Annotated in this window: 14 protein-coding genes; 11 read left to right on the plus strand and 3 right to left on the minus strand. The window is 28.0% G+C overall.

Translation table 11 applies throughout. The annotated features are described in order from the left end of the window. Positions 1-1,820: glycosyltransferase (locus tag UIB65_RS08865; protein WP_330041018.1), on the plus strand; the 1,820-nt coding region annotated here is incomplete at its 5' end. Positions 1,821-1,979: 159 nt separating this feature from the next. Here UIB65_RS08865 and UIB65_RS08870 read toward each other — a convergent pair. Then, positions 1,980-3,137 carry an ABC transporter ATP-binding protein gene (locus tag UIB65_RS08870; RefSeq protein ID WP_330041019.1) on the minus strand — a complete coding sequence of 386 codons (1,158 nt, stop codon included), beginning with the start codon at positions 3,135-3,137 and terminating at the stop codon, positions 1,980-1,982. A 30-nt stretch (positions 3,138-3,167) separates the two neighbouring features. Further along, entirely contained in the window at positions 3,168-3,938 is a 771-nt protein-coding gene (locus tag UIB65_RS08875; protein ID WP_330041022.1) for an ABC transporter permease, read from the minus strand. Between the two features lie 458 nt (positions 3,939-4,396). On the opposite strand from UIB65_RS08875, the gene UIB65_RS08880 reads away from it, so the two are divergent. The 7 genes from UIB65_RS08880 to glf all read left to right on the plus strand — a co-directional run bounded on the left by UIB65_RS08880 (position 4,397) and on the right by glf (position 17,357). Next, positions 4,397-6,007 carry a LicD family protein gene (locus UIB65_RS08880; RefSeq protein ID WP_330041023.1) on the plus strand — a complete coding sequence of 537 codons (1,611 nt, stop codon included), beginning with the start codon at positions 4,397-4,399 and terminating at the stop codon, positions 6,005-6,007. A gap of 25 nt (positions 6,008-6,032) precedes the next feature. Next, positions 6,033-7,358, plus strand: a complete 1,326-nt coding sequence (locus UIB65_RS08885; RefSeq protein ID WP_330041024.1) for a DUF6270 domain-containing protein — start codon at positions 6,033-6,035, stop codon at positions 7,356-7,358. Between the two features lie 164 nt (positions 7,359-7,522). Beyond that, positions 7,523-9,667 (plus strand): hypothetical protein, encoded by a 2,145-nt coding sequence (locus UIB65_RS08890; protein WP_330041025.1) that lies wholly within the window; start codon positions 7,523-7,525, stop codon positions 9,665-9,667. Positions 9,668-9,883: 216 nt separating this feature from the next. Further along, entirely contained in the window at positions 9,884-11,152 is a 1,269-nt protein-coding gene (locus UIB65_RS08895) for a glycosyltransferase (RefSeq protein ID WP_330041026.1), read from the plus strand. Further along, on the plus strand, positions 11,142-14,693 hold the full coding sequence (locus UIB65_RS08900) for a glycosyltransferase (protein WP_330041028.1): 3,552 nt from the start codon (positions 11,142-11,144) through the stop codon (positions 14,691-14,693). The genes UIB65_RS08895 and UIB65_RS08900 overlap by 11 nt, the downstream gene beginning before the upstream one ends. A 12-nt stretch (positions 14,694-14,705) precedes the next feature. Next, on the plus strand, positions 14,706-16,223 hold the full coding sequence (locus UIB65_RS08905) for a hypothetical protein (RefSeq protein ID WP_330041029.1): 1,518 nt from the start codon (positions 14,706-14,708) through the stop codon (positions 16,221-16,223). A 36-nt stretch (positions 16,224-16,259) separates the two neighbouring features. Beyond that, the gene (gene glf / locus UIB65_RS08910; protein ID WP_330041031.1) at positions 16,260-17,357 is read left to right on the plus strand and encodes a UDP-galactopyranose mutase; all 1,098 of its coding nucleotides are present in this window, start codon (positions 16,260-16,262) and stop codon (positions 17,355-17,357) included. 59 nt (positions 17,358-17,416) lie between these two features. On the opposite strand, the gene UIB65_RS08915 is transcribed toward glf, so the two are convergent. Beyond that, positions 17,417-18,673 (minus strand): glycosyltransferase, encoded by a 1,257-nt coding sequence (locus UIB65_RS08915; protein WP_330041033.1) that lies wholly within the window; start codon positions 18,671-18,673, stop codon positions 17,417-17,419. A gap of 367 nt (positions 18,674-19,040) precedes the next feature. Here UIB65_RS08915 and UIB65_RS08920 point away from each other — a divergent pair, with 367 nt between their 5' ends. The 3 genes from UIB65_RS08920 to UIB65_RS08930 all read left to right on the plus strand — a co-directional run bounded on the left by UIB65_RS08920 (position 19,041) and on the right by UIB65_RS08930 (position 24,431). Beyond that, entirely contained in the window at positions 19,041-19,652 is a 612-nt protein-coding gene (locus UIB65_RS08920) for a methyltransferase domain-containing protein (protein ID WP_330041034.1), read from the plus strand. A gap of 9 nt (positions 19,653-19,661) precedes the next feature. Further along, positions 19,662-20,474 carry an acetyltransferase gene (locus tag UIB65_RS08925; RefSeq protein WP_330041036.1) on the plus strand — a complete coding sequence of 271 codons (813 nt, stop codon included), beginning with the start codon at positions 19,662-19,664 and terminating at the stop codon, positions 20,472-20,474. A 324-nt stretch (positions 20,475-20,798) separates the two neighbouring features. Next, on the plus strand, positions 20,799-24,431 hold the full coding sequence (locus UIB65_RS08930; RefSeq protein ID WP_330041038.1) for a glycosyltransferase: 3,633 nt from the start codon (positions 20,799-20,801) through the stop codon (positions 24,429-24,431). Positions 24,432-24,540 lie beyond the last annotated feature (109 nt).

Genomic DNA, 24,540 nt, shown 5'->3' on the forward strand with positions numbered 1-24,540 from the left:
AAATCAACACACTCAAAGAAATAAACCAAAAATCCACAAAAGAAATCAACACACTCAAAGAAATAAACCAAAAATCCACAAAAGAAATCAACACACTCAAAGAAATAAACCAAAATGACATTAATGAAATTTCATCACTAAAACAAACTATTCAGAATAATAAATTAAATAACCCTCGAGAATTTATCAATTTCCAAGAATTTCTGGCCAAATCATATATCTCACCCGTTATTAAAACACCATTTGCATATGAAGATAAACGAATTTTCGCTTTTATGGACCATTTAGGAAAATATTTAAGAAACATTGCTTCAAGAAGTCAAAATATACCTTTAGTATCAGTAATATTTCCAATATTAAATAATCACAATAACATGTGCAAAACTGTAGAATCCGTTTTGAATCAAAGTTACACAAATTTTGAGTTAATGCTCATCACCAATAAAAATGATAATAGTACTCATGAATTAATTGAACAATTGGATGATAATAGAATTCAAATTATCCCCCTTGATGAAAACATCAACACTGCTCATGCTTACAATGAGGGTTTAAAAAATATTACTGGAAATATTGTTATGTATTTAGATTCGAATAATAAATGGGATTATAAATACATGGAAACCATGGTTGGTGCATTCATAAAATTACATGATGCAGATGCACTATATTCCGGACAATATTTATATGAAAATTTTGATTCTAAACCTTGTGCGGCATGTTTTGCAACATACAATAAACCATTATTACATAATCGCAATTATATCAATTTAAGTTGTTTTTGTCATAGAGCCAGTATTATAAATAAAATTACTGAATTTGATGAAAGCTTAACAACTTTAAATGATTGGGATTTTATATTAAAAATTAGTAATAATTTTAAAATGTATTCAATTCCAATAATACTTACAAAAAATTATAATAATCAAAATAAAAATACTTATAATTACTGGGATATTTCAAAAAAAATTTTAGACAAAAATAAAATTCCACTAAAAGAATACCCACCCCTTAATAAAAAAATAAGCATTATAATACCAAATTACGAATCAATAAATGAACTTAAACTATGCATTGACTCCATTTTTTCATCAAAGTCTCAGGATTTAATTGACATAATAGTTGTTGATAATAATTCTAGCGAAAATGTTAAAAAATATTTATTAAATATGAAATCCGAAGGAAAAATAGACTTAATTTTAAATAATATTAATTATGGATTTAGTTATGCTATTAATCAAGGAATTAATATTTCAAATAAGAATTCTGATATTTTGCTATTAAATAATGATGCAATATTAACTGAAGGTTCAATTGAACATTTACAAAATTACGCATACACACTTCCAGACTGTGGTTTAATTGGACCTCATGAAATACTATTTGAAGGAACAAACTCAATTTCAGAAAATGTTCCTTATGCATACAATAATTTTGAGTGTGATACAACACCATCCAAAATACATCATAATATCATTAATATACCATTATTTCATGATGGGGAGTTATTAGAACTAAATTTCATGCCCTTTTTCTGCACTTATATAAAAAGAGATATTTATAATAAAACATTAGGATTAGATTCTGAATTAGGGAGGCATTATCGATCAGATAGGATACTTTCGGACTTTGTAAGACATTTTTTAAAACTAAAAATTTATCAAGCCCCTCATGCATATGTATATCATAAACATCAAGTTGCTACAAATAACTTAAGAAAAACAAAAAAAGACGAATATGACATTATGTATAGGAAAAACCAATGGGAACCCAATTTAGCTAAAGAATTAGGTTATAAAAAACCAATATGGGAAGATTAATGAAATAGATTTTTTAATATGGTACAGATTAGTTAAAATCATATAATATATTAAAGATTTACAAATTTAATTTAATCTAGAAAAATTATTTAAATATGTTTTAATAAATTGAGTTTACTTAACAATAATTTGAAAATTAATGCAATAATAAAAAAAAAATCATCTAAATTGAATATTAGCTAATTGTTCATTATTTGCTTTTTCAGAATCCTTAAGATAATGGTCGCAAACTTTATTTACTTCACCAATTTCTCTTAATTTTCCATTATCAATCCAAATAGCTTTATCACACAATTCTCGAATTTGAGGAATAGAATGAGAAACTAATAAAACTGTGGTTCCCCCATCCATTAATGATTTCATTTTATCAGCACTTTTTTTCTGGAAATTAACATCCCCAACACCTAAAATTTCATCAATAATTAAAATATCCGGATTTACTGCAGTAGCAATAGAAAACCCTAATTTCGCAAGCATACCGGATGAATAATTTTTAATTGGAATATCTATATATTCACCAAGTTCCGAAAATTCTATTATTTCATCAACTTTAGATTCAAGGTACTCCTTATCATATCCTAAAACAGCACCATTTAAAATTATATTTTTCCTTCCAGAAAAGTTTTGGTCAAAACCTGCACCTAATGACAACAATGGTGAAATATTACCATAGGTAGTTACACTTCCTTTATCCGGATGATAAATTCCTGTAATTAAATTTAGTAAAGTAGATTTACCTGCACCATTGTAACCAATAATGCCTACCTTTTCACCTTTATAGATTTTAAAGGAAACATCATTTATAGCATGAATTTTTATTTTTTTAGATTTATCTCGTTTTAAAGTACGGACAAATGTTTCTTTTAATGTGTCAATTTTTTCAGTTTGAACTTCAAAAGTTAAATCTGCATGGTCAACAATTATTGAAACCTGCTTATTATAATCCGGTATAATATCCTCAAGGAGGTCATCAACTTTTTTTTCATTAACATTATTATTTTTATGAATTACATCTGCTTGATTATTACTATCTTTTTGTTCCTCGGACAAATTAACATTTTCTCGTTCTAAACCTATTTTATCATTTGCATCATTTTTAAGATTTGAAACCGGTTTAGATACCTGAACATTAGAATTATTAACCTGTTTTTTTAAACTTCCTTTAGAAATATTTTTCTCTGTTTCTTTTTGTTCAAGATGAATCAAAATTTTATTGGCTTCTTGAAATGATAACCCATATTTATCCATTATCTTTTTTATAGCAACACTCCTTTGAGTATCATTGGAATTTTTATTGGTTAATTTATCAAATTCCAAATTATTATTTTTTTGATTCATGAAACACCTCTAAAACTTGGTAACAACTTTGTCCTCATATTTTTCAAATACAATAATACCACAAATTAGTATTATCAAAGACAACAATAAGAAATTTATTAAATTAATTCCATTTGGAACAATTCCCTGATAAACAAAGCACCTAAATTGATCAATAGCCCAATATAACGGATTCAACAGCATATATCCTCTAAAAGGTTCTGGAATAATATCCATGGGATAAAAAATCGCAGAAGCATACATCAGCATCATTGATACAACTCTCCATAAATGTTTAATATCAGTATAATACACACAGGCTATGGATAACATCAAACTCAAACCAACAATCATGATAAATAGTAAAATAATTGGAATAATTGAACAAAATATGAGAGGGAAATGAAATGTAGCATGTGTAATAAACATTATAACTACTAGAAGAATTAACATTATTAAATAATTTAAAAATTCAGATAAAATACCTCCTAAAACAAAAATATATTTTGGAGCAGGAGTTCTTTGTAAAATGGATTTATTCCCTTTTAGCGCATCCATAGAAACAGATATAGAAGAACTAAAAAAAGTAAATAAACACCATCCACATAAGAAATAAACAGCATAATTATCTATATTTCTCCCAAAAAGTGTAGAAAATATAATTGTAAACAAAGCCATCATCAATAACGGACTTAAAATTGTCCACAGCACTCCTAAAACAGAATCCTTATATTTTGATGAAAAATTTTTTTTCACAATTTCTTCCAATAAAAATATATCATTTTTTTTAATTGAATTCATAAAATCAACATTTCAAATTATATAAATTTATTTAGTAATTACTAATATATAATTATTAACAACATGATTTAAATATTTTTAAAATAATAATTTATATTGCAAATAAATCAATAAATGTCTTAGAGAGATTACCTGAATAAAAATTCACATGAAAAAAATAAATGGTTTAAAAATTCTTATTTTTCCCCATATAAAATAAAATCAAATTTATTGATTTTTGAAATTCATGTTCAAAATGAATAGGAAAATATTTTTTCCAGTAAATATTTTAGGCCATCTCTGAGCTAAAAATTAGCCAAATTCTAAAAATTATAAAATTGATGTTTTTATATGCAGATTTCATAATAAAGAAATTTTGAACATGACCCAATGAAATCCTAAAAGATTAATTGTTGAGAACAGATTAGAATTTATTCAAAAATTAATTATCAAACAAAGAAAATATAGTGTGATATGATATGATTAGTACAAACCAACTTGATACATTCAAATTAAAAATGATTGGAACATTTTATGATGAAACATGCAAAATTTTTTATGAATATTTCAAAGGAAAATATGATATCCAGAGATTTGAATATTATATTAATAGATATTTTAATGCATGGAAAACCTGTAGAATAGATTTAAGAAATAAAGGGGAAACAGCATCACTTAAAGTCTTAAATGAAGAAATTAATACTAATATTAAATATCCTGCTTGGTTTGATAATGGAAATGGATGCATTATTGAATCTGAAAATAAAATATTGAATTTAGATATTGAATGCAATGAATCCGGACAAATAGAATTGAATTTAAAAGGTATTGATTATAGAAACAATCCCACTACAAGACTTCCAATTTATATTGACTACAAACAACTAATCTACAATGATTTACCCATCTTTAATGATAATCACTTAACCTGGCATGACAACTCCTATACATATGCAAATCTATGCCAAAACAATGAAAAAATAAAAATTAAAGTAGAATTTAAAACCATTTTTGACTATTTTCCAAAACTTTCTGAATTTCAAAATAACTTAACTTATGAATTCAATAGCTTTGAGGACATCAATGAAATTTACAATCAATTTGAAGATTATATTATCCAAGAAAAACTTGATTTATTCCCATATTTCGATAATAAGGAATTATATAAAATCTATTTAAATTTAGCAAAAAATTACAATAATCTAATTAATGAATTTAATAGTTATAAAAATGACACCGCTAAAGTTTTAGACTCTTATAATCTACTTTTCAATAATATATTTAAATTCAACAAATTAGAACCGACAGCAATAGCAAAATATTCCCGTGAGCTCAACAATCAACTACTTGACTTTATCGGCAATGTCTGTAAAAAATATGGTTTACAATGGTGGTTAGATTTTGGAGTTTTATTAGGTGCTGTCAGACATGGTGGAAATATCCCATGGGACGATGACTATGACATTTCCATGATGAGATCAGATTACGATGAATTCTTTAAAATAATCCATAATGAACTTAAAGAAAATAATCTTGAAAATTTAATTCAAGTGAATTTAAATAAAAAAGGTCCTAACAATTCATTATTATCATTTATCAAACTGGAATATTTCGATAACGGAAGATTATTCGGTTTTGTAGATATATTTCCATATGACTACATTGACAAGGTAATTGATGATTATGACCATGTGAAATCTATTTTTTATAATGAACATTATAAATTCATTGATGAGTTAAAGACAGGCATTGACAGAGAGGTCGCTTTGGAAAAATATTTCAAATTATTTAATGTTACAAATAATCAAACAGACACAATGATTTTGGGCATTGAACATTTTACTTACAACGAGATTAGTCATGGAAATGTATTTCCACTCAGTCAAATAAAATTTGAAGACCGATATTATCCTTGTCCAAATAAACCGAAAGATTTCCTTAGACAGGAGTATGGTGATGACTTTATGAAAGTTCCAAAAACTATTTATAATCATGGATTTTTTGATGCTTTATCCAGATATGATGATGTTTTAGTAGCCTTCGAGAGAAATATCAGTCTTTTAAAAGAAATTAATTTCAAATATAAATAACAAACATTAAAATTCCAGTGATTAAATGAATGAAATTACATCTTTTTCAACCTTTGGATCCTGTGCATCAAGAAACATATTTTATAGTGTTATAAATAAAGATTATAAAAAATATTTTAAAATAAACAAGTCCGTTGAATCATCCACATTAATAAGTTTAATGTCAAAACCAATAGAATATGATGAAAACCTTATAAATTCAAATGAAATTTATGACAATCTTTGTGTAACTGATGATTTGACAAATAATTTCTTAGAATTTATTGAAAAGAATGTGGTAGATTATATAATAATAGACAATTTCTTTGATGTGACAAATGGAGTAATCATATTTACAGACAATCAATTCATAACATCCACACTTCGTTTAAAAAATACTGATTTTTATGATTTTGTAAAAAACAATAAATATATTAATATTTTTAATAATTTTCAAGAATATTACTCATTATGGAGAGAATCCTGCAATAAATTTTTTAACTTTGTTGAGAATAACTGCAATAAAACAAAAATCATTCTCAATTGTTCTAGATTAGTTTACAACTATATCGACAATGAAGGCAATATTTCAAAAAATGTCGAGTTTGAAAAATTAGCCCATAAAATTAATCCATTTTTAAACTTATTTGATAAGTATATTTTAGAAAATTTTGATGTTGATGTGTTGAAATTTAATTCTAATACATTAGCAAATAAAAATCATGTATTTGGATTACATCCAATTCATTTTGAAGAAAAATATTACCTTGAAAAAAATCAACAATTGTTAGAAATCATAAACAATAATAAACATGATTTTGACAGCTCTAACTTTCGATTAAAACAAAGGGAAAATCTGATTAACTCATTTACTATGAAAAAATTTGACATTAATAATATAGACCATGAAGAACCAAAAAAAGGTATTATAAAAGATGAAATTGAATTAAAATTAAATAATTATAATACATCCAGAATAGATATTATAAATTATAATTTAAGCAATGAAAATCAAAAACAAAATAATGTTAAAATTGAAAATTGTTCTGATTTTAATTTAGAATATTATTATCCGGATTGGTTTAAAAATCCCCAAGGAAAAGGATTAATCATAAATAGTCAAAAAAATTTCTTAAAATTTGACATTATAATAGAAGGAGATGGTGAACTCCAAATTTACCTTCGATCAAATGACCATAGATTAAACAATCAACGAGTTCCAATTTACATCAATTATACCAAATTATTAATTAACAATGAAAATATTTTAAATGAAAATACCATTGCCAACCACGACATCCCGTTTATCTATAAATCTGCTGTTAAAGATAAACAAAAAATTACAGTATATGTTGAATGGATGCCATATTAGAGATGCATACATTTCTAACTCAACATTATCAAATAATAACTTATTTTATATTTTAACAAATAGTTTTGAAAAATAAATATTGAAAACATTGCCAAGAGTAAAACCTAAATAGTTTTTAATATAAAAATTAAAATATTAATATAAAGTTATATACTGGTGTAAAAATGAGCGAATATGATGAATTATATGCAGATGAATTTTTTATAATTGATTCCAATAATTTAAATGAAGTAGAAAGTGAATTTTATGGATATTTAATTGATGAAGGTAATTTTTATACAAGAGACAACTTCAACAATACAGTTAATCTTTCAGGTTTAGGAGCATATATTAATATAGACCAGAGATACGGTGAAATCATCATCAAACAAGATGCCAATGGAAGTTTTGGACTTTACGTGTATAAAAATGAAGATGTTTTCTGCATATCAAACTCATTTGTTAAACTATTAGATTATGTAAAACAAAGATATGCCATTTCTTTTAATAAAGATGCCGCCAATACACTTTTAGCATACAATTATAGTTCTTACATCTATAAACAAACATTAGTGAATGAAATTGAAATCCTTCCAAGAAACTACGTGATAAAAATAGATACTGTTTCAGAAAAAATTTCATACGAAATTATTGACTATAAAGAAAAAACTGTAGATTTGGATTCACAGGAAGCCTTTGACATTATAGATAATTGGTTTTATAGATGGACTTCATTATTCCGAAATCTTAAAAAACAAACAAATAACATTACCGCTGATTTAACCGGAGGATTTGACTCCAGGATAACTTTTTCATTATTGTTAGCATCAAATATTAATTTAAATGAAATTCATATACGCTCAATTAAAGACGAAGTATATACACATAAGGAAGATTATCAAATAGCTTCCAAAATAGCAAAAGAATTCAATTTTAGACTAAATGATTTAAGCCCATTTAATTTAAATCGTTACTATTTTGAAGAAAAAGAAACATCACTTAAACTATCTGCAAATATCAAATTAGGAATCCATCATCAATTATTCTATAAATATTTCAAAAATGTAAACCCATGCTACTCCATAACTGGATATGGTGGGGAAAATATCAGAGATTACAGTCATGTAATGCCGCTTCATGAATATATTGAACTTGCAGAATCTTTTTCACCAGAATTAGTAGAATCCACCAAAAAGATTATTGATTACAATGTAAATCACATCAAAAAGGATTTTTATGGAACTTACAATGATGAAAATGTTGACTATGGAATTTCTAGAGAAACCATTCACACATATCACTTTGGAAGAGGCACTATAGAAAAATATCTAACTAATGAATTCAGTATAAGTCCACTTACCGACCCTGAAATAAATAAAATTAAAAGGCATGACGGAATCCATATCGATAAAAATTTATTAATTGCTATAATATATTTAAGATATTGTCCTAAACTTTTAGACTTTGATTTCAATGGAACATCAGAAATTAAAAAAGAAACAATAGAATATGCGAAAAAATTTAATGAGAAATATCCATTTACATTTAACGGATATGAATTGGCTTCAAGTGAACTAAAAAATACAACCAGAGACAAATCACACAGCCAAATTAGCGTTCGTGAAATCGATGAAAATTTAAAAGAGATATTTTTCTCAAAAGCATTTAGAAAGCAATTTGAAATATACTACTCTCCAGAACTTTATAATAAATTCGCAACAAGAATTAAAACAATGAAATATGTTCCGCTTCAATTTGCATGTCCTGCATTTATAATAATGAAGGTATTGAATGATATTGAAATAAGCAAATTTAATGCAGATGAAGACTGGTATGACTGGTTAAATCATTTTATTGAAACTGGAAACAATTATGGTCAAATTGATAATGAAATAATAGAAAAATTATTAATATATAACACTGCTAGAATCGACATTATCAACAATGGTGCCAACAATGATATTGAATTTATTAGTTGTTCAGATGAAAACTCCATTCATAAAAAACCTGCTTGGATTAAACCTGAAACTGGAGGGGCTTTAATAGTTGAAAGTAAAAGCAATTCAATGGATTTAAAATTCAAATGTGTTAAAGACGGTAAACTTGATATCAACCTTAAAGGTAAAGACGTGAGGGATAAAAATAGAAATAGATTCCCAGTCTATATTGATTATTCTGAATTTACAGTGAATGGTGCAAAAATATTAAAAGAGAATATCTTAACTTGGCATGACAAACCTTATGTTTACAGCAAGAATGTGAAAAATGGTGAAGAGATTACAATTCATGTAACTTGGAAACCATTTGACCATCAAAGTACTTTTAAATAAAATCTTAAAACACACCTTCTTTAGAATAATTAAGGAAGGTTTTTTTAATATTAATTATTATTTTTTAACAACATATATAAAATACATAATATATAAACTAAATATATTATAAACAAAGATAATTCAAGAATTTTATAGATTACACTTTAATTTTGAAATTGAATTAAGTACACATATAATATTTAAATTAAAAATTTTTTCAAAAAATGTGATAAAATGGTAGAAATTTCTGTAGTAATTCCAATTTATAATGTTGAAGATTATTTAGAAGAATGTTTGGACAGCATTGTTAACCAAACATTCACAGATTTAGAAATAATCTGCGTTAATGATGGTTCTAAAGACAATTCATTAGAAATCCTAAATGAATATGCAAAAAAGGATGATAGAATAATTGTTATTGACCAAGAAAACGGAGGTCATGCGGTTGCTACCAATGTAGGGATGGATCAGGCAACCGGAAAATACCTTTTTTTAATGGATTCCGATGACAGCTTAAAGTTAAACGCATTAGAGTTAACATATAACGCTGCTGAAGAAAAAAATGTGGATTTCGTATTATTCCAGGCAATAAACTATGATGATGAAAAAGATGAATTTTATGAAGCTGAAAATTACAGCATGAATAAACTTGCGGATTTTGTGGGGGAAAATGTTTTTTCAATTGACGATATTGGAGAAATGTCCTTTGAAGTTGCCGTGACTCCATGGACCAAATTATACAACAGAGAATTTATTGAAAATTCACACATCAGATTTGCTGAAGGATTAATATTTGAAGACAATGTCTTTTTCTGGGAAGTTTTATTACAAGCTGAAAGAATTTATTTTTTAAGAGAACATTTGTTTTACAGACGTTGGTATGAAACATCTTCAACAATGGCGGGTGATTTGAGATTTACCGATTCCATTGCCATTAATACCATGATTATCGATGTTTTTGAAAAGTATGATTATATGACCGAACGATTTGAAAGCAGAAGCTTTAATAGGAAAGTTTCTTTAACTTTTTTACGTTTCCAACAAATTAAACCAGAATTTAAAGAAACATTCTTCGATGAAATGCAGAAAAATTTCAAATTTTGGGTTCGTGACAATGAATTTTACGAATACTTACAATCAATAATGCTTCCAAGAAATAAATTTCTATTAGAATCAATATTAAAAGCAAAAACTGCAAAAGAACTGGATTATTTAGTTGAAATTTATGATTTGGAAGCTGAAAACAGGGAATTAGAAAAAACTATCAAATCAATTGATGGTAAAAAAAATTCATTCAATATAGAAGAATTAACTAATCAAAAAAATAAGATTATCGAAGAAAACAGGCAGTTAGCTGAAAGAAATGAGGAATTAGTCGGAACTGTTGAAAACCTAAAGAATGTTAATAAAAAGCATCTTGAATCAAAAAGCTGGAAAATTACAAAGCCACTGAGAAGTGTTAATAAGGTATTTAAAGATAAAGAGGGATATGATGAAGAATAATATAAAAGTTTCAGTTATAATGCCTTCATTAAATGTTGGGGAGTATATTGATGAGTGTATTTCAAGTGTAACCAATCAGACACTAAAAGAAATCGAAATTATTTGCATTGATGCTGGTTCAACTGATGACACCTTGGATATTCTAAAAAAACATGCCAAAAAAGACTCAAGAATCACCATATTAAACTCTAATGAAAAAAGTTATGGTCATCAGGTAAATATGGGTCTTGAGAGAGCAAAAGGAGAATATATCAGCATTATTGAAACCGATGACTTTATTGATGAAAATATGCTTGAGGCATTATACAGTTTATCAGATAATGGAAAAGTAGATCTCATCAAATCAACATTTTATCATTATGATGACTGGGATAAAAACAACATTAAAACAGATATAGACAATTCCAAAGCAGATTTACCTAATAATAAACAATTCACACTTAAAGAAGAACCTCTTTTTGTTGATGGTCATCCTTCAGTATGGTCAGGAATATATAAAAGAAGCTTTTTGGAAGAAAATAAGATTAAAATGGTGGAAGCACCTGCTGGCGGTTGGGTGGACAATCCATTTTTCTATGAAACAGCAATTGCAGCTAAATCTATTGTCTATACTCATCAAGCATTTTATTACTATAGAGTGTCAAATCCCAATTCTTCTTCAAATCAATTCAGTGATTTTTCAATGCCTATGCAAAGAGTATTGGACATGTTCAATATCCTTGACAAGTACAACTTCAAAGATGAAAATGTCCTTGTAAAATTCTATAATCGATTATTCAGATATGTTGAAATCATTTTGGAGAATAATGACAATTCCGATGAAAATCTGGATTATGAAACATGCGCTAAAATTCATGAAGTTATGCAAAAAGTTGATGAAAACATCGTCATGAAAAAATTGAAATTCAATTTCCAAAAGATTTATTTAAAATACATCTCACCATTATTCCTGGCAAGGTTTGAAAAACCCGAAAAACTTACTGATAAAGATTATGAACTTTTATTTAAAGAAAATAAATTCCTGCATACAAATGTGGCTTATTTTAGAACACAGTATAACGAAACAAATTACCAGAAGTCACAACTTGAGAAAAAATTAAAAGAAGAGGAAGAATTATTAACCATCAATAAAGTTTCAATAGCTAAAAAGCCAAAAATAGAAACTGTTACTCCAAAACCAAAAGTAAACATTGAAGAAATAAAAAATAAAAAAGAAAAATCATTTTCATATACTGAACGTGAAAGCAAATATCCAGTTTCTGTCATAATGCCTGTGTTTAATGGAGAAGAATTCCTTGAAAGGTCAATGGCCAGTTTATTAAAACAAACACTAGAAAATTTCGAAATTGTATTTATCGATGACGGTTCAACAGACAATTCATTAAAGATACTTAAGGAATATGAAAAAAAATACGATTTTGTTAATGTATTAACACAGGAAAATTCAGGTTCTGGAAAAGCAAGAAATTATGGAATCAATGAAGCTCAAGGAGAATACATTGCATTTTTGGATGCTGATGACTTTTTCATAGATGTTGACGCATTGGAAAAAATGTATGATATAGGAAATCTGAATAATGCAGACATGGTTACTGCCAATATTAAACACGATGTAGACAACCAGGGAGAATTCAAGCCATGGGGGCCTTTCCCATATTATCAACAAAATGATGTAATATTACCAGAACAATACGGTATTCCATGGTCATTTTACAAAAATATTTTCAAAAGAGACTTTTTAGTTGAAAACAACATTTATTTCCCAGATTTATTAAGAGGACAAGACCCAGTATTTTTAGCAGAAGCATTGACTAAAGTGGATAAAGTTTATGTTGCCGCTACAGATTTATATGCATATGTTTATAACAGCGATACTGCAAAAGCCAGCAATCCTCGTAAATTATATGATCAGTTACTCCACTATAGACAAGTCATTGATTATTTGGACATTCCGAAATTCTACAGACGCAGAACTGAATATTTCGTGAAAATAATTTTATTCTGTAGCAGAATAGATGATGACAGTATTGTGGATGCAATAGAAAGCATAAGAGATATCTTCAAAGACATGCCAGATTTCTTAAGAAGATTAGAAGATTATATTTTCTTGAAATTCAGACATGTTCCTGAAGTTAATGAAATGATTGACTGGCCTGAAATTTCTGTAATTATGGATGTTCACAATTCAGAGAAATTCTTTGAAAAAACAGTCAATTCACTAATCGGACAAAAAATGAATGATTTTGAATTGATTTTAATTGATGGATTTGACGATGGCAAATTTGAATATGTTAAACATTTGCTTAAAGATGAACCTTGGGTCAAATTCATTGAAAATGATAATGAAGACATGATAAGCCTAAGAAAAAAGGCATTTGACTATGCTGAAGGAGATTATATCTTTTTCTGTGATGACACATACGTTTTTGAAAATAATCTATTTGAAGATATGCTTGAAAGAACACTTGTTGAAGGTTCTGATGTCTGCTTGTGTAATGTGGTCAAAGGTGGAGCTAATAAAAATCGTGAAATAAACTTCAGAAACATCTTAGGCAATCAAAATTACCTATATTATACAACAGGATGGGAAAAAATCATCCCACACATATTTACCTCATCATTTGAAAAAGGATGTGCAATATATAAAAAAGCATTATTAAATGATTTATTTGGTAAAGATGACATTATTGGAGAAATTTCTGTTTTACAGATAAAAGCAATTTTAAGTGCATCAAAAATATCAATTCTAGATAAATTTTCTGTAAACTACCTTACAAAAGACAATATCTTCTATTCTTCTAGGATGCCTGAATATAATGCAAATCCATTAAACATTTTTAATATCTGCGATGATATTGAAGAATTTTTAAAAGAAAAATCACTTTATGATGATTTAAAAACATATTTCGATATTTACAAAATTAACCAAATCTCATCTGCCTTAGATTCAGTCCGTTATATTGGCTGCTATAGTTATAATGACCCTAGAAATAGAGATTTATATGCTAATAACGATATTGCCCTAGATTATTCCCAATATTACGGATCCAAATCAGAGCATGTGGGACTAGACTATTCATATGCCAACGAATATTTCACAAAAACAAAAGAGGAATTTAATAATCTTGATTATAGGGATTTAAGATTCCTTGATTTGAATGCGAATAGATTTTCAGATAGTGATAACCTAATTAAGTACAATGCTATTTTAAAATCAGATTCATATGAGGAATATATGGACATTGCTAATTTTTCAAGAGTCGAAGAGTTAAGGGCAAGATATAATGACATAAAACGAAGAGTCAATGATGCGGAATCCAGAAAAGAAAAATTAAGTAAAGAATCTAAAAAAGCAATTGAAGAAAATACAGCTTTGGAAAACAAACTTAAAAACGAATTAACTGAATTAGAATCAGAAAACCAAAGATTAAATGATGAAAATAATCGTTTAAGAGAAGAATACTGGGAAAATCGTGAAATATATGACTATATTCTAGCATCTAAGAGTTGGAAATATACTAGATGGATGAGAAAAGACTAAAGGTATGTTAAAATGAAAGATATTGTAAATAATTTAATTTCTATAAATTTTGATGAGTTAAATAATCTAAAATTAAATATTAATGAAAAAACAGGATTAGTTATAGATTATAAAAATTGCAAATATGAATTCATTATACATTTGGTTGAATTTGATACAAACTTAGTTATATTAGGTTCAAGTTTTTTAAGCCCCCAACAAAAAGAAAAATTTAAAAATAGACCATATTTTGAAAGACAATCCTGGTTTAAGGATATAAAACACAATGTAATATACTATAATGATCCAACGGTATATGATTATGAAGAAATTAATGGAGGATGGGGTATTGGTACTCCAGACAATTGGCATTTAGAGAATATTGCTGAAATAATCAAAAAATTGTCAGATAACATCTTTGATTATGATGCAATGAAAATACCAAAATATGGAAATTTATTTTTCTATGGAAGTTCCATGGGAGGATTTATGTCAATAGTATTATCCACATTAATTGAAAATTCAACCTCCATTGCAGATTCACCCCAATTAAATTTATTTACCTGGTGGTATTGGGATGAATTGAAAAAATATTGTTTTAAAGGAATGAGTGATGAAGATATATTGCAATATTCCTATCGTTTAGACATCATGGATTTAATAAATACCAAAAAAGTAATTCCAAATTCATATATCATTTTAGACTGCACTGACCAAAGAGATTGGGACAGCCAAAATAGAAATTTTTTAAACAGATTTGATTCTCTGCCTTATTATTATAACAGACAGAATAACAATATTAACCTACATTTTGTTGGGAAAGGATTGAAGCATTATATGCTGTCTAAAAGTGAAACACTAAATTTTATAGACAACATCATAAAAATACGCAACGATAATTTCAATTACAATCCAATAGAATCAGAAATGTTAAATACATTTAAAGAGCTCATAACTAAAATATTTTACAGTTATGAGAATAAAAACATTCCCTATTCCCAATTTATCCATGAAATAAATTTTTATTTTGAAAACTGGAATACATGTAGACTAGACGTGAAAAACATTGGAACTGAAAATAATTCCATAGAAATTATCGAAAAGGATGAAAACATAATCACAGACTTCCCACAATGGTTTAAAGATCAACAAGGAACAGGTTGTGTAGTTTCATCAAAATATCCTATACACTTAAAAATTAGATGCTTACAAAAGGGAAATTTTTCAGTCGCTTTTAAGGGACCAGATTACAGATACCGGGAAAAACGATATCCAGTACATATTTGTTACAATAATTTCAAAGTCAACAACAAATTAGAGTTTTCTAAAGACTTTTTATTGTGGCATAACCTACAACACATATTTTCACAAAAATGCGAAGATAATGAAATAATTGATTTGAAAATTGAATTTAAAACTATAAACGATTATTTCCCAGAATTAGCATCATTGATAGATGCATTAAATGGAAATGAAGAAAATCTAAAATACAATTTTAATATCCTAATCGATTATATCAATAACTCAATTAAAGAAAACAATCTACAATAAAATAAATAATTTATTAATTACAACGGAGAAAATTAAATGAAATATGATTATTTAATAGTTGGTGCAGGTCTTTTTGGTGCAGTTTTTGCACATGAAATGACCAAATCAGGTAAAAAATGTTTAGTTATTGAAAAAAGAGACCATATTGCTGGAAATGCATATACCGAACTCAGCGAAAACATTAATGTCCACAAATACGGAGCACACATCTTCCACACTAACAACAAAGAAGTTTGGCAATATATCAACCAGTTTGCAGATTTTAACCGATTTACAAACTCTCCAGTAGCCAACTACAAAGGGGAACTATATAACTTACCTTTCAACATGAACACATTTTATCAGATGTGGGGTGTCAAAACACCTCAAGAAGCCAAAGCGAAAATCGAAGAGCAAAAAGCTGAAGCAAAAATTGAAAACCCTAAAAACCTTGAAGAACAGGCAATATCATTGATTGGAAAAGACATCTATGAAAAACTTGTTAAAGGATACACCGAAAAGCAATGGGGTAGAAAATGTGAAGATCTTCCATCATTCATCATTAAAAGATTACCTGTCAGATTTACTTTTGATAATAACTATTTCAATGATTTATACCAAGGAATTCCAATTGGAGGATATACCAAAATTGTTGAAAAAATGTTGGATGGCATTGAAGTTAAATTAAATACTGACTTTTTTGATGACAAACAAAAATGGCTAGATATTGCTGATAAAATCATCTTTACAGGAATGATTGATGAATATTATGATTACTGTTATGGTGAGCTTGAATACAGAGGGCTTAAATTTGAATTTGAAACATTGGATATGGAAAACTATCAGGGAAATGCTGTAATCAACTACACAGAAGCTGAAATTCCATACACTCGTATTATTGAACATAAACATTTTGAAGAGTCCGATTCACCAAAAACTATCATTACAAAAGAGTATCCTAAATCCTGGATAAAAGGAGAAGAGGCATATTATCCAATGAACGATGAAAAAAATTCTGAATTGTTCAATAAATATGTAGAACTCTCTAAAAAAGAAGATAAAGTATTATTTGGTGGACGTTTAGGAATGTATAGATACTTTGATATGTGGCAGGTTATTGATGAAGCTTTAAAATTGGTAAGCATATTGAAATAAAGGATAATGAAATCCTTTTTTCATTTTTGAATGGGATTAAACCCCACATTACTATAACTTTAAGATTTTTTTAATAATTTTCTCAAATTTAGACCCTTGGATTTTTTTGTTTTATTCGTTCCTTTTTTAAGCGATAAGATGCTTTTTTGCAAACGCCTATTTTGAATAGTTAATATCCTATTTTTTTCCTTAACCATTGACAATTCATAATTAAGCTTAACATGGGATTTTAAATTAGATACATTGAAATTTTCTGTTTTTAACAAAAATAATTCATTAAGTAAATTTTCTTTTTCCTCATTAATCTTATTTAATAAAATACTAAATTCATAATTATCCATTTTAAGTTTTACTTCATCAGGAGTTTCTGAATGCAAGAATGAATCAAATATTTTCCTGTTACTATCATTCAAACACTTCATATACTCATCATATAGACCTTCGGAAACAATTCTTTGCAATTCATTTTTGAATTTATCAAAATACATTTTCCTGAATTCGGGTTTTATATGGTCAAACCTATAATATCCAGTCCTGATTTTTTGATTGTAAAGCCTTCCTTTGCTTTTTTCAAACATTCCATATTTTTTAAATGTTTCGATGATTAAATTTTGAATATCTATTGAATCTAAAAAATGTTGGTCACCTGCCTTTGTTGATGAAGAACCATGCCATCGTCTTGTAAAAAGATATTCCTTGTAAAATGCAATACGTTCTGCATTAAAAATAACTTCCCAATGAAAAATATTGTCATCAAATACTAACCCTTCAGGAAATTTTGCACCACATTCCATTACAAATTGATTGTTGTACAGCTTACACCAAGGAGTAACGGCCATTATGAAAATCAAATCTCCCAAATCCTTATAATTAACCGTTGATTCACCAATAAAATCAGCCACTTCATCCATACTATACAGTACAGTTTTATAATGTTTATCTTCATCATTATCATAATTACATGATTGAAACAAAACAAGATCTGCTTGTGTTTTTTCTGCATGATTAAAAGTCTTTTCAAGTGCAGTTAAATCCAATAAATCATCTGAATCCATCAAATACAAATATTTACCCTTTGCAAGACCCATTCCCCTATTTGTTGCCACAGCATGACCCTTATTTTCTTGAGAAATCACAGTAAAACGGTCATCATTTTTAGCATAAGAATTTAAAATATCCAATGATTTATCTGAAGAACCATCATTAACACAAATTATTTCAATATCATCCAATGTTTGATTAACTATGCTATCCAAGCAAGGTTCTAAAAATTCCTCAACATTATATACTGGAATAACAACAGAAACCTTAACCATACTATCCACAATTTTTTATTTTTAATAAATGAATTGAGTTTTATATATTAATTATAAAATCCTAATTCAGATTTTGGTAATTTCTTATTTATTTAAATTATAAACACAATAATATTAATAATTATCTAGTTTTAATTTATTCAAATTTATCTTACGGTTATATAAATCAAAATATAATCACTAAAAAAACAAGCAAAAAAAAAGAATAACTTAATAATTATAGGAAGTTATTAAAAATCAAAAATCATAAAATTATTTAAAAAAAAATCCGAGGCAAATCCTAACTAAATTTAACTATTGACATTGTATTAATTGTTAATGTTTAAATATTAATAAATTAGATATATAATTCAAAGGAGATTTTTTTATGCATAAAAATTCACATGAAAAAATGGAATGGTTTAAAAATACATATTTAAACAAATCAATCAAATTAGATGTTCTTGATGTTGGATCCCTAGATGGTAAAGGAGATTACAATTATTCAGATATTTTTGATGAAGAAAACTGGACATATACCGGATTAGACTTTCAGGCAGGAAACAATGTAGACATTGTAGTTACAGATATCTACAACTGGTTTGAAGTCGAAGACAACACTTATGATGTTGTAATTTCAGGACAAATTTTCGAACACCTCGAATTCTTCTGGCTTACAATGTCTCAAATCGAAAGGGTTTTAAGACCTGGAGGATATGTCTGCATCATTGCTCCATCAGCTGGTCCAAAACATGGTGGAAACATGCCAAACTGCTACAGATTCCATGAAGAAGGTATGAAAGCAATGGCAAAATATGTCGATTTAGAAGTTGTTCATGCTTCTGTAGACAACAGAGAAGAAGCTAAACCATGGTATGATGCATGTTTGGTTGCGCACAAAGCTGGTGGAACTTCAAGTGAAAATACACAAGAGTTAGAAAATAGAGTAAATAGTCTTGAAAGCAAACTAGATTCAATTTTAGAAGCACTCAATAAATAAGTTGATTTTATGGAAACTGTTAAATCACAAGCAGATATTGCAAATTTAGAGAAAAACAGGATTCAAGGAAATCCTGAAATTACCAACTCAACAATATCATTTAAAGGAAGTAATAACGTTTTATATTGTGAAGGCAATGTGAAAATTATTGGTGCTCAAATTTTATTTGAAGGAAATAACTCAATAGTTTATCTTTCATCAGCTATGAACTCCCAATATTCATTTACATTAGTAATCTACAATAATTCCACATTTTTCATTGGCAGGGAAGGAAACCTATCAAACCCGATTAATATAAACATCCAAGAAAGCCAAAATGTTATCATAGGTGCAGAGTGCAGCCTTTCAAGCGGAGTAAATATAAGAACCGCCGATATTCATCCGATTTATGATAACCAGACAAAACAAAGAATTAATCATGCCCAAAGTGTCTTTATAGGAGACCACGTTTGGATTGGGCATTTGGCATATATCTCAAGAGGTGTTAAAATAGGTTCAGGCGCCATTGTCGACAATTATTCTTTTGTTCCTCACAATGCAAGAATCCATTCAAACTCTTTGGTTGTTGGAAATCCTGTAAGGATAGAAAAACAAAATGTATTCTTTACAAAAGAGTTTTTAGGTTATCATACTGCCGAAGATTCACTTAATATCCAAGATTATAAAAGTGATGTTTTTATTTATGAATTTGTTAACAGAGAAACCCTAAATTTAAACCAAATTGATAAAATCCTAAAAGAATTGAGCGTTGAAGAAAGATTAGAGTTTATTCAAAAGTTATTTGTCAGAAACAAACGTAAAAACAGATTCTCAATTTTTTAAGTTAAAAAAATTTAGGAGATATTAAGGATTGTTAATGTAAACAATCCTTAAAAGCAATATTATATTCAAATAATATTAAAATTCATGTCAAAGGTTTAAAACAACAATGACATGAATGTAGGTTGTATCACAAATCAAAACTTTGATTTGTTATTTAAAATTTATATTTTTCTATATAATAAATATTTACTTTTGAAAGACTGCATTTTTAATTTGTTTAACAAACAAAATTAATTTTCAATAATTTTTTTATATCATTTCAATTAAAGGTTATATTAATTAAATAAAAAGTTTTTAATAATTTAAATTAAACAGGTTGTTTTAATGAGCAAAATATCAGTAATAATCCCAGTTTACAATGTTGAAAACTATCTAAAAGAATGTTTAGACAGCGTCACAAGTCAAACACTCAAAAACATGGAAATAATCTGCATTGATGACGGATCAACTGATAATTCACCAGATATTCTAAAAGAATACTCAAAAAAAGACAAAAGAATTAAAATCATCACCAAAGAAAATGGTGGCCAAGCAACTGCAAGGAACTTAGGAATCAAAGAAGCCCAAGGAGAATACATTGCATTTGTCGACTCAGATGATTTCATAGAGCCAACAATGATGGAAAAACTCTACACTAAAGCAAAAAACAACAACCTAGACATTGCAATGTGCAAGATTGCAACATACAACAACCAAACAGAAGAAATCAAGGATAATGTATGGTACTATATGCTTGGTGTTTTCAGGGATTTTGAAAAAGACATATTCAACCACAAAGACACCAAAGAATTCACATGCAACATTGCAGTTACCCCATACAACAAGATATACAAGACCACACTTTTAAAAGAAAACAACATTTTATTCCCAGAAGGACTTATTTTTGAAGACGAAAAGTTCTTTTATGACACATACCTAAGAGCCAATAAAGTTTCAATTGTTGATGAATTTCTCTACTACTACAGAATCAACAGAAAGGGTTCTACCGTAGATATAGAAAAAGAAAATGACTACACAGACATCATAGAAATATCAAAGCAAATCCGAGAAACCTTTAGAAAAACCAATAACTATGAAGATTATAAATTTCTTTTAAACAACCGACTAATACATCTGCAACTAGCCAGATTTACCCAGACTTCAGAAAGATACAAGGAAAAATTCTTCAATTTATTAAAAGATGACTTAACAGAAGTCCTAAAAGATGAAGAAATCAAGAACAATCTGGAATCTGACGTTGAACTGAGAGTCAATAAGATAATCCAATCTAAAGATTACGAAGAATTTGTAAAATTAGATCAAGACAAAGTATTTTCTGTTGTTATGGCATGCTACAACTGTGAGAAGTACTTAGATGAAACAATACAATCGTTAATCGGGCAAAGCTTTTCTTTTGGAAGCAATATCCAGTTGATTTTAGTTGATGACGGCAGTACAGACAGCACAAAAGAAGTTTGCCTCAAATATCAACGCCAATATCCTGACAATATACTTTATTTATATCAGGAAAATCAGGGCCAAGGTGCTGCACGTAACTTAGGATTGGAATATGCAAACGGAAAATACATCAATTTTCTGGATTCAGACGATAAATTCAGCGGAAACACATTTTATAGCGTTTATGATTTCTTTACAAAAAAGCCCATCGATATTGTTGCAACCCCAATATTTTTCTTTGACAAAGCTGTGGGCCAACATCCTTTGAATTATAAATTTGAAGAAGACAAAGTTATTGATTTGAATGAAAATTGGGACTATCCCCAACTTTCATCAAGTTCCGCTTTTTTTAAAAGAGAATTGTTTGATAAATACAATTTCAAAACCGATTTTGTAAACTCAGAAGATTCATTGATGATTAATAAAATGTTAATAGACAATCCAACTTACGGCGTTGTTAGCGAAGCAATATACTGGTATCGAAAAAGAACAAATGACTCATCAACAATCGATACAGCACATTCCAAAAAGGAATTTTATCTTGACCGATTAAACAGATATTTCAAAGAGTTAATTGATTATTCTATTGAAAAATACAGCCAAGTTCCAAAATTCATCCAGTATCTAATAATCTATGACCTCCAGTGGATGCTTAGGGTTGAGGATGTCTCAGAAATATTAACAAATGAAGAAATTAAAGAAGTTTATATAGCTATCCAAAATATCTTACATTATGTTGAAGACGATATCATATTATCTTTAAGAAACGATGTAGTAAACATACGCCACCACATGTTAGCTACAAAATATGCGAAGGTTAATGTCGATTTAAACAAAGTTGTAACTTATGAGAATATCCATTCAAATTTCAATGGTGAAATTGCAGGAACATATGTGGAAAACACATTGGTTGACCGGCTTGACATTCACAAACTTTGGCTGGACATCATTGAAATTAAAAACAACACACTTTATGTCTCAGGATTTCTGATGTCATTTTTCAGCGACGATGAACTAAAAATAGAAATCAACAAAAACAATACTGCATACTCGACAAAAAAAGTCTACTACAACAACAATTCCAAAAAATTTCTGAACTGTTCTCTGGAATCCCAGTTTAATTTTGACGGAGAAATTCCATTAGAAAACAAAGAAACCTGCACAATTGAAATTTATGCAAGATTTACCGGCAAAAATTCCAATGAAAACACAAAATGGGCATTGAAAATTGATTTTGCAGACCATGCAAGATTATCGCAATTGAGCAACTACAGCATAGAAAAAAACCATTTCATGAAATTTGAGGACAATAAATTCCACATCTCCAATTACAATTACCTGAAAATGATTAAATCAGAGCTTCCAATTTTACTTAAAGTATTCAAAAGAAAAGAAGCCTATTACACTTCAATTTTACTTTTCAGATTTTTATACCTGTTCATGTACCCATTTTACAGAAACAAAAGAATATGGCTTTTTCAGGACAGACAGGAAAATGCCGATGACAATGCAGAACACCTATACAAATATGCAATCACCCAAAAAGACAACATCAAAAAGTATTTCACTGTTTCTGATGAATTTGGAGATTTCACACGCTTATCAAAACTTCAAAATGTTTTGGAGTTCTACTCAATAAAGCAAAGACTGACTTATCTGTTTGCAGAAAAAATCATCTCATCACACCCCGATGAAAACATTCTAAATCCATTTATGGGAAAAAATGTCACATCCTACTCAGGGCTGATTAATTCAGACAAGATTTTCCTGCAGCATGGAGTTACCAAGGACAACGTTTCATCATGGCTTAAAAAATCAGACAAAAATGTCAAGTTGATTACAACCGTTTCTGATGCTGAAAAAGAATCATTCATGGACCCAGGATATAATTATGATGAAAAAGTTATCCAGACCTTAGGTTTTCCAAGATTCGATAATCTGAAAACAGACCAGAAAACCAAAAAACAAATTTTAATTGCACCTTCCTGGAGAAGCGAACTTCACAACATGACCGTGAAATATATCATGGCGTCAGAATACTTCAAAACACTGAATTCATTAATTAACAACAAAAAATTGATTGAAATAGCTGAAAAACACAATTATAAAATAATCTTTAAGCCACACCCGATGGTTTACGGTTACATCGATTTATTTGACACGAACGAATATGTCAAAATTGATGAAAAAACTACATATCAGGAGTTATTTAAGGATTCAGACATATTGATAACAGATTATTCCTCAATAGCTTTCGATTTTTCATATATGAAAAAACCAGTCATTTACTATCAAGCAGATGATGACTATAACTTCGAGGAAGGCTATTTCAAATACAAGACCATGGGATTCGGCGAAGTTATAGAAAATGAAAATGACTTAATCAATCAAATCAAGGAATATCTTGAAAATGACTGTCGAATGAAAGTTGAATACGAAAAGAGAGTAGATAGTTTTTATAAATATAATGACAAAAATAACTGTAAAAGAGTTTATGAAGCAATTTTAAATATGAAATAACGGTGAATTTCTGTGAGTTTTAGGGAAAAAGTGTTGTCCAAAAGCAACAGTTATAATCATTACAAAAAACAGAATCAAGAGCTGCTTGAAAAAATCGAGTCTCTTGAAA

The sequence above is a fragment of the Methanobrevibacter sp. genome, assembly GCF_036307625.1.
Classification (GTDB): Archaea; Methanobacteriota; Methanobacteria; order Methanobacteriales; family Methanobacteriaceae; genus Methanocatella.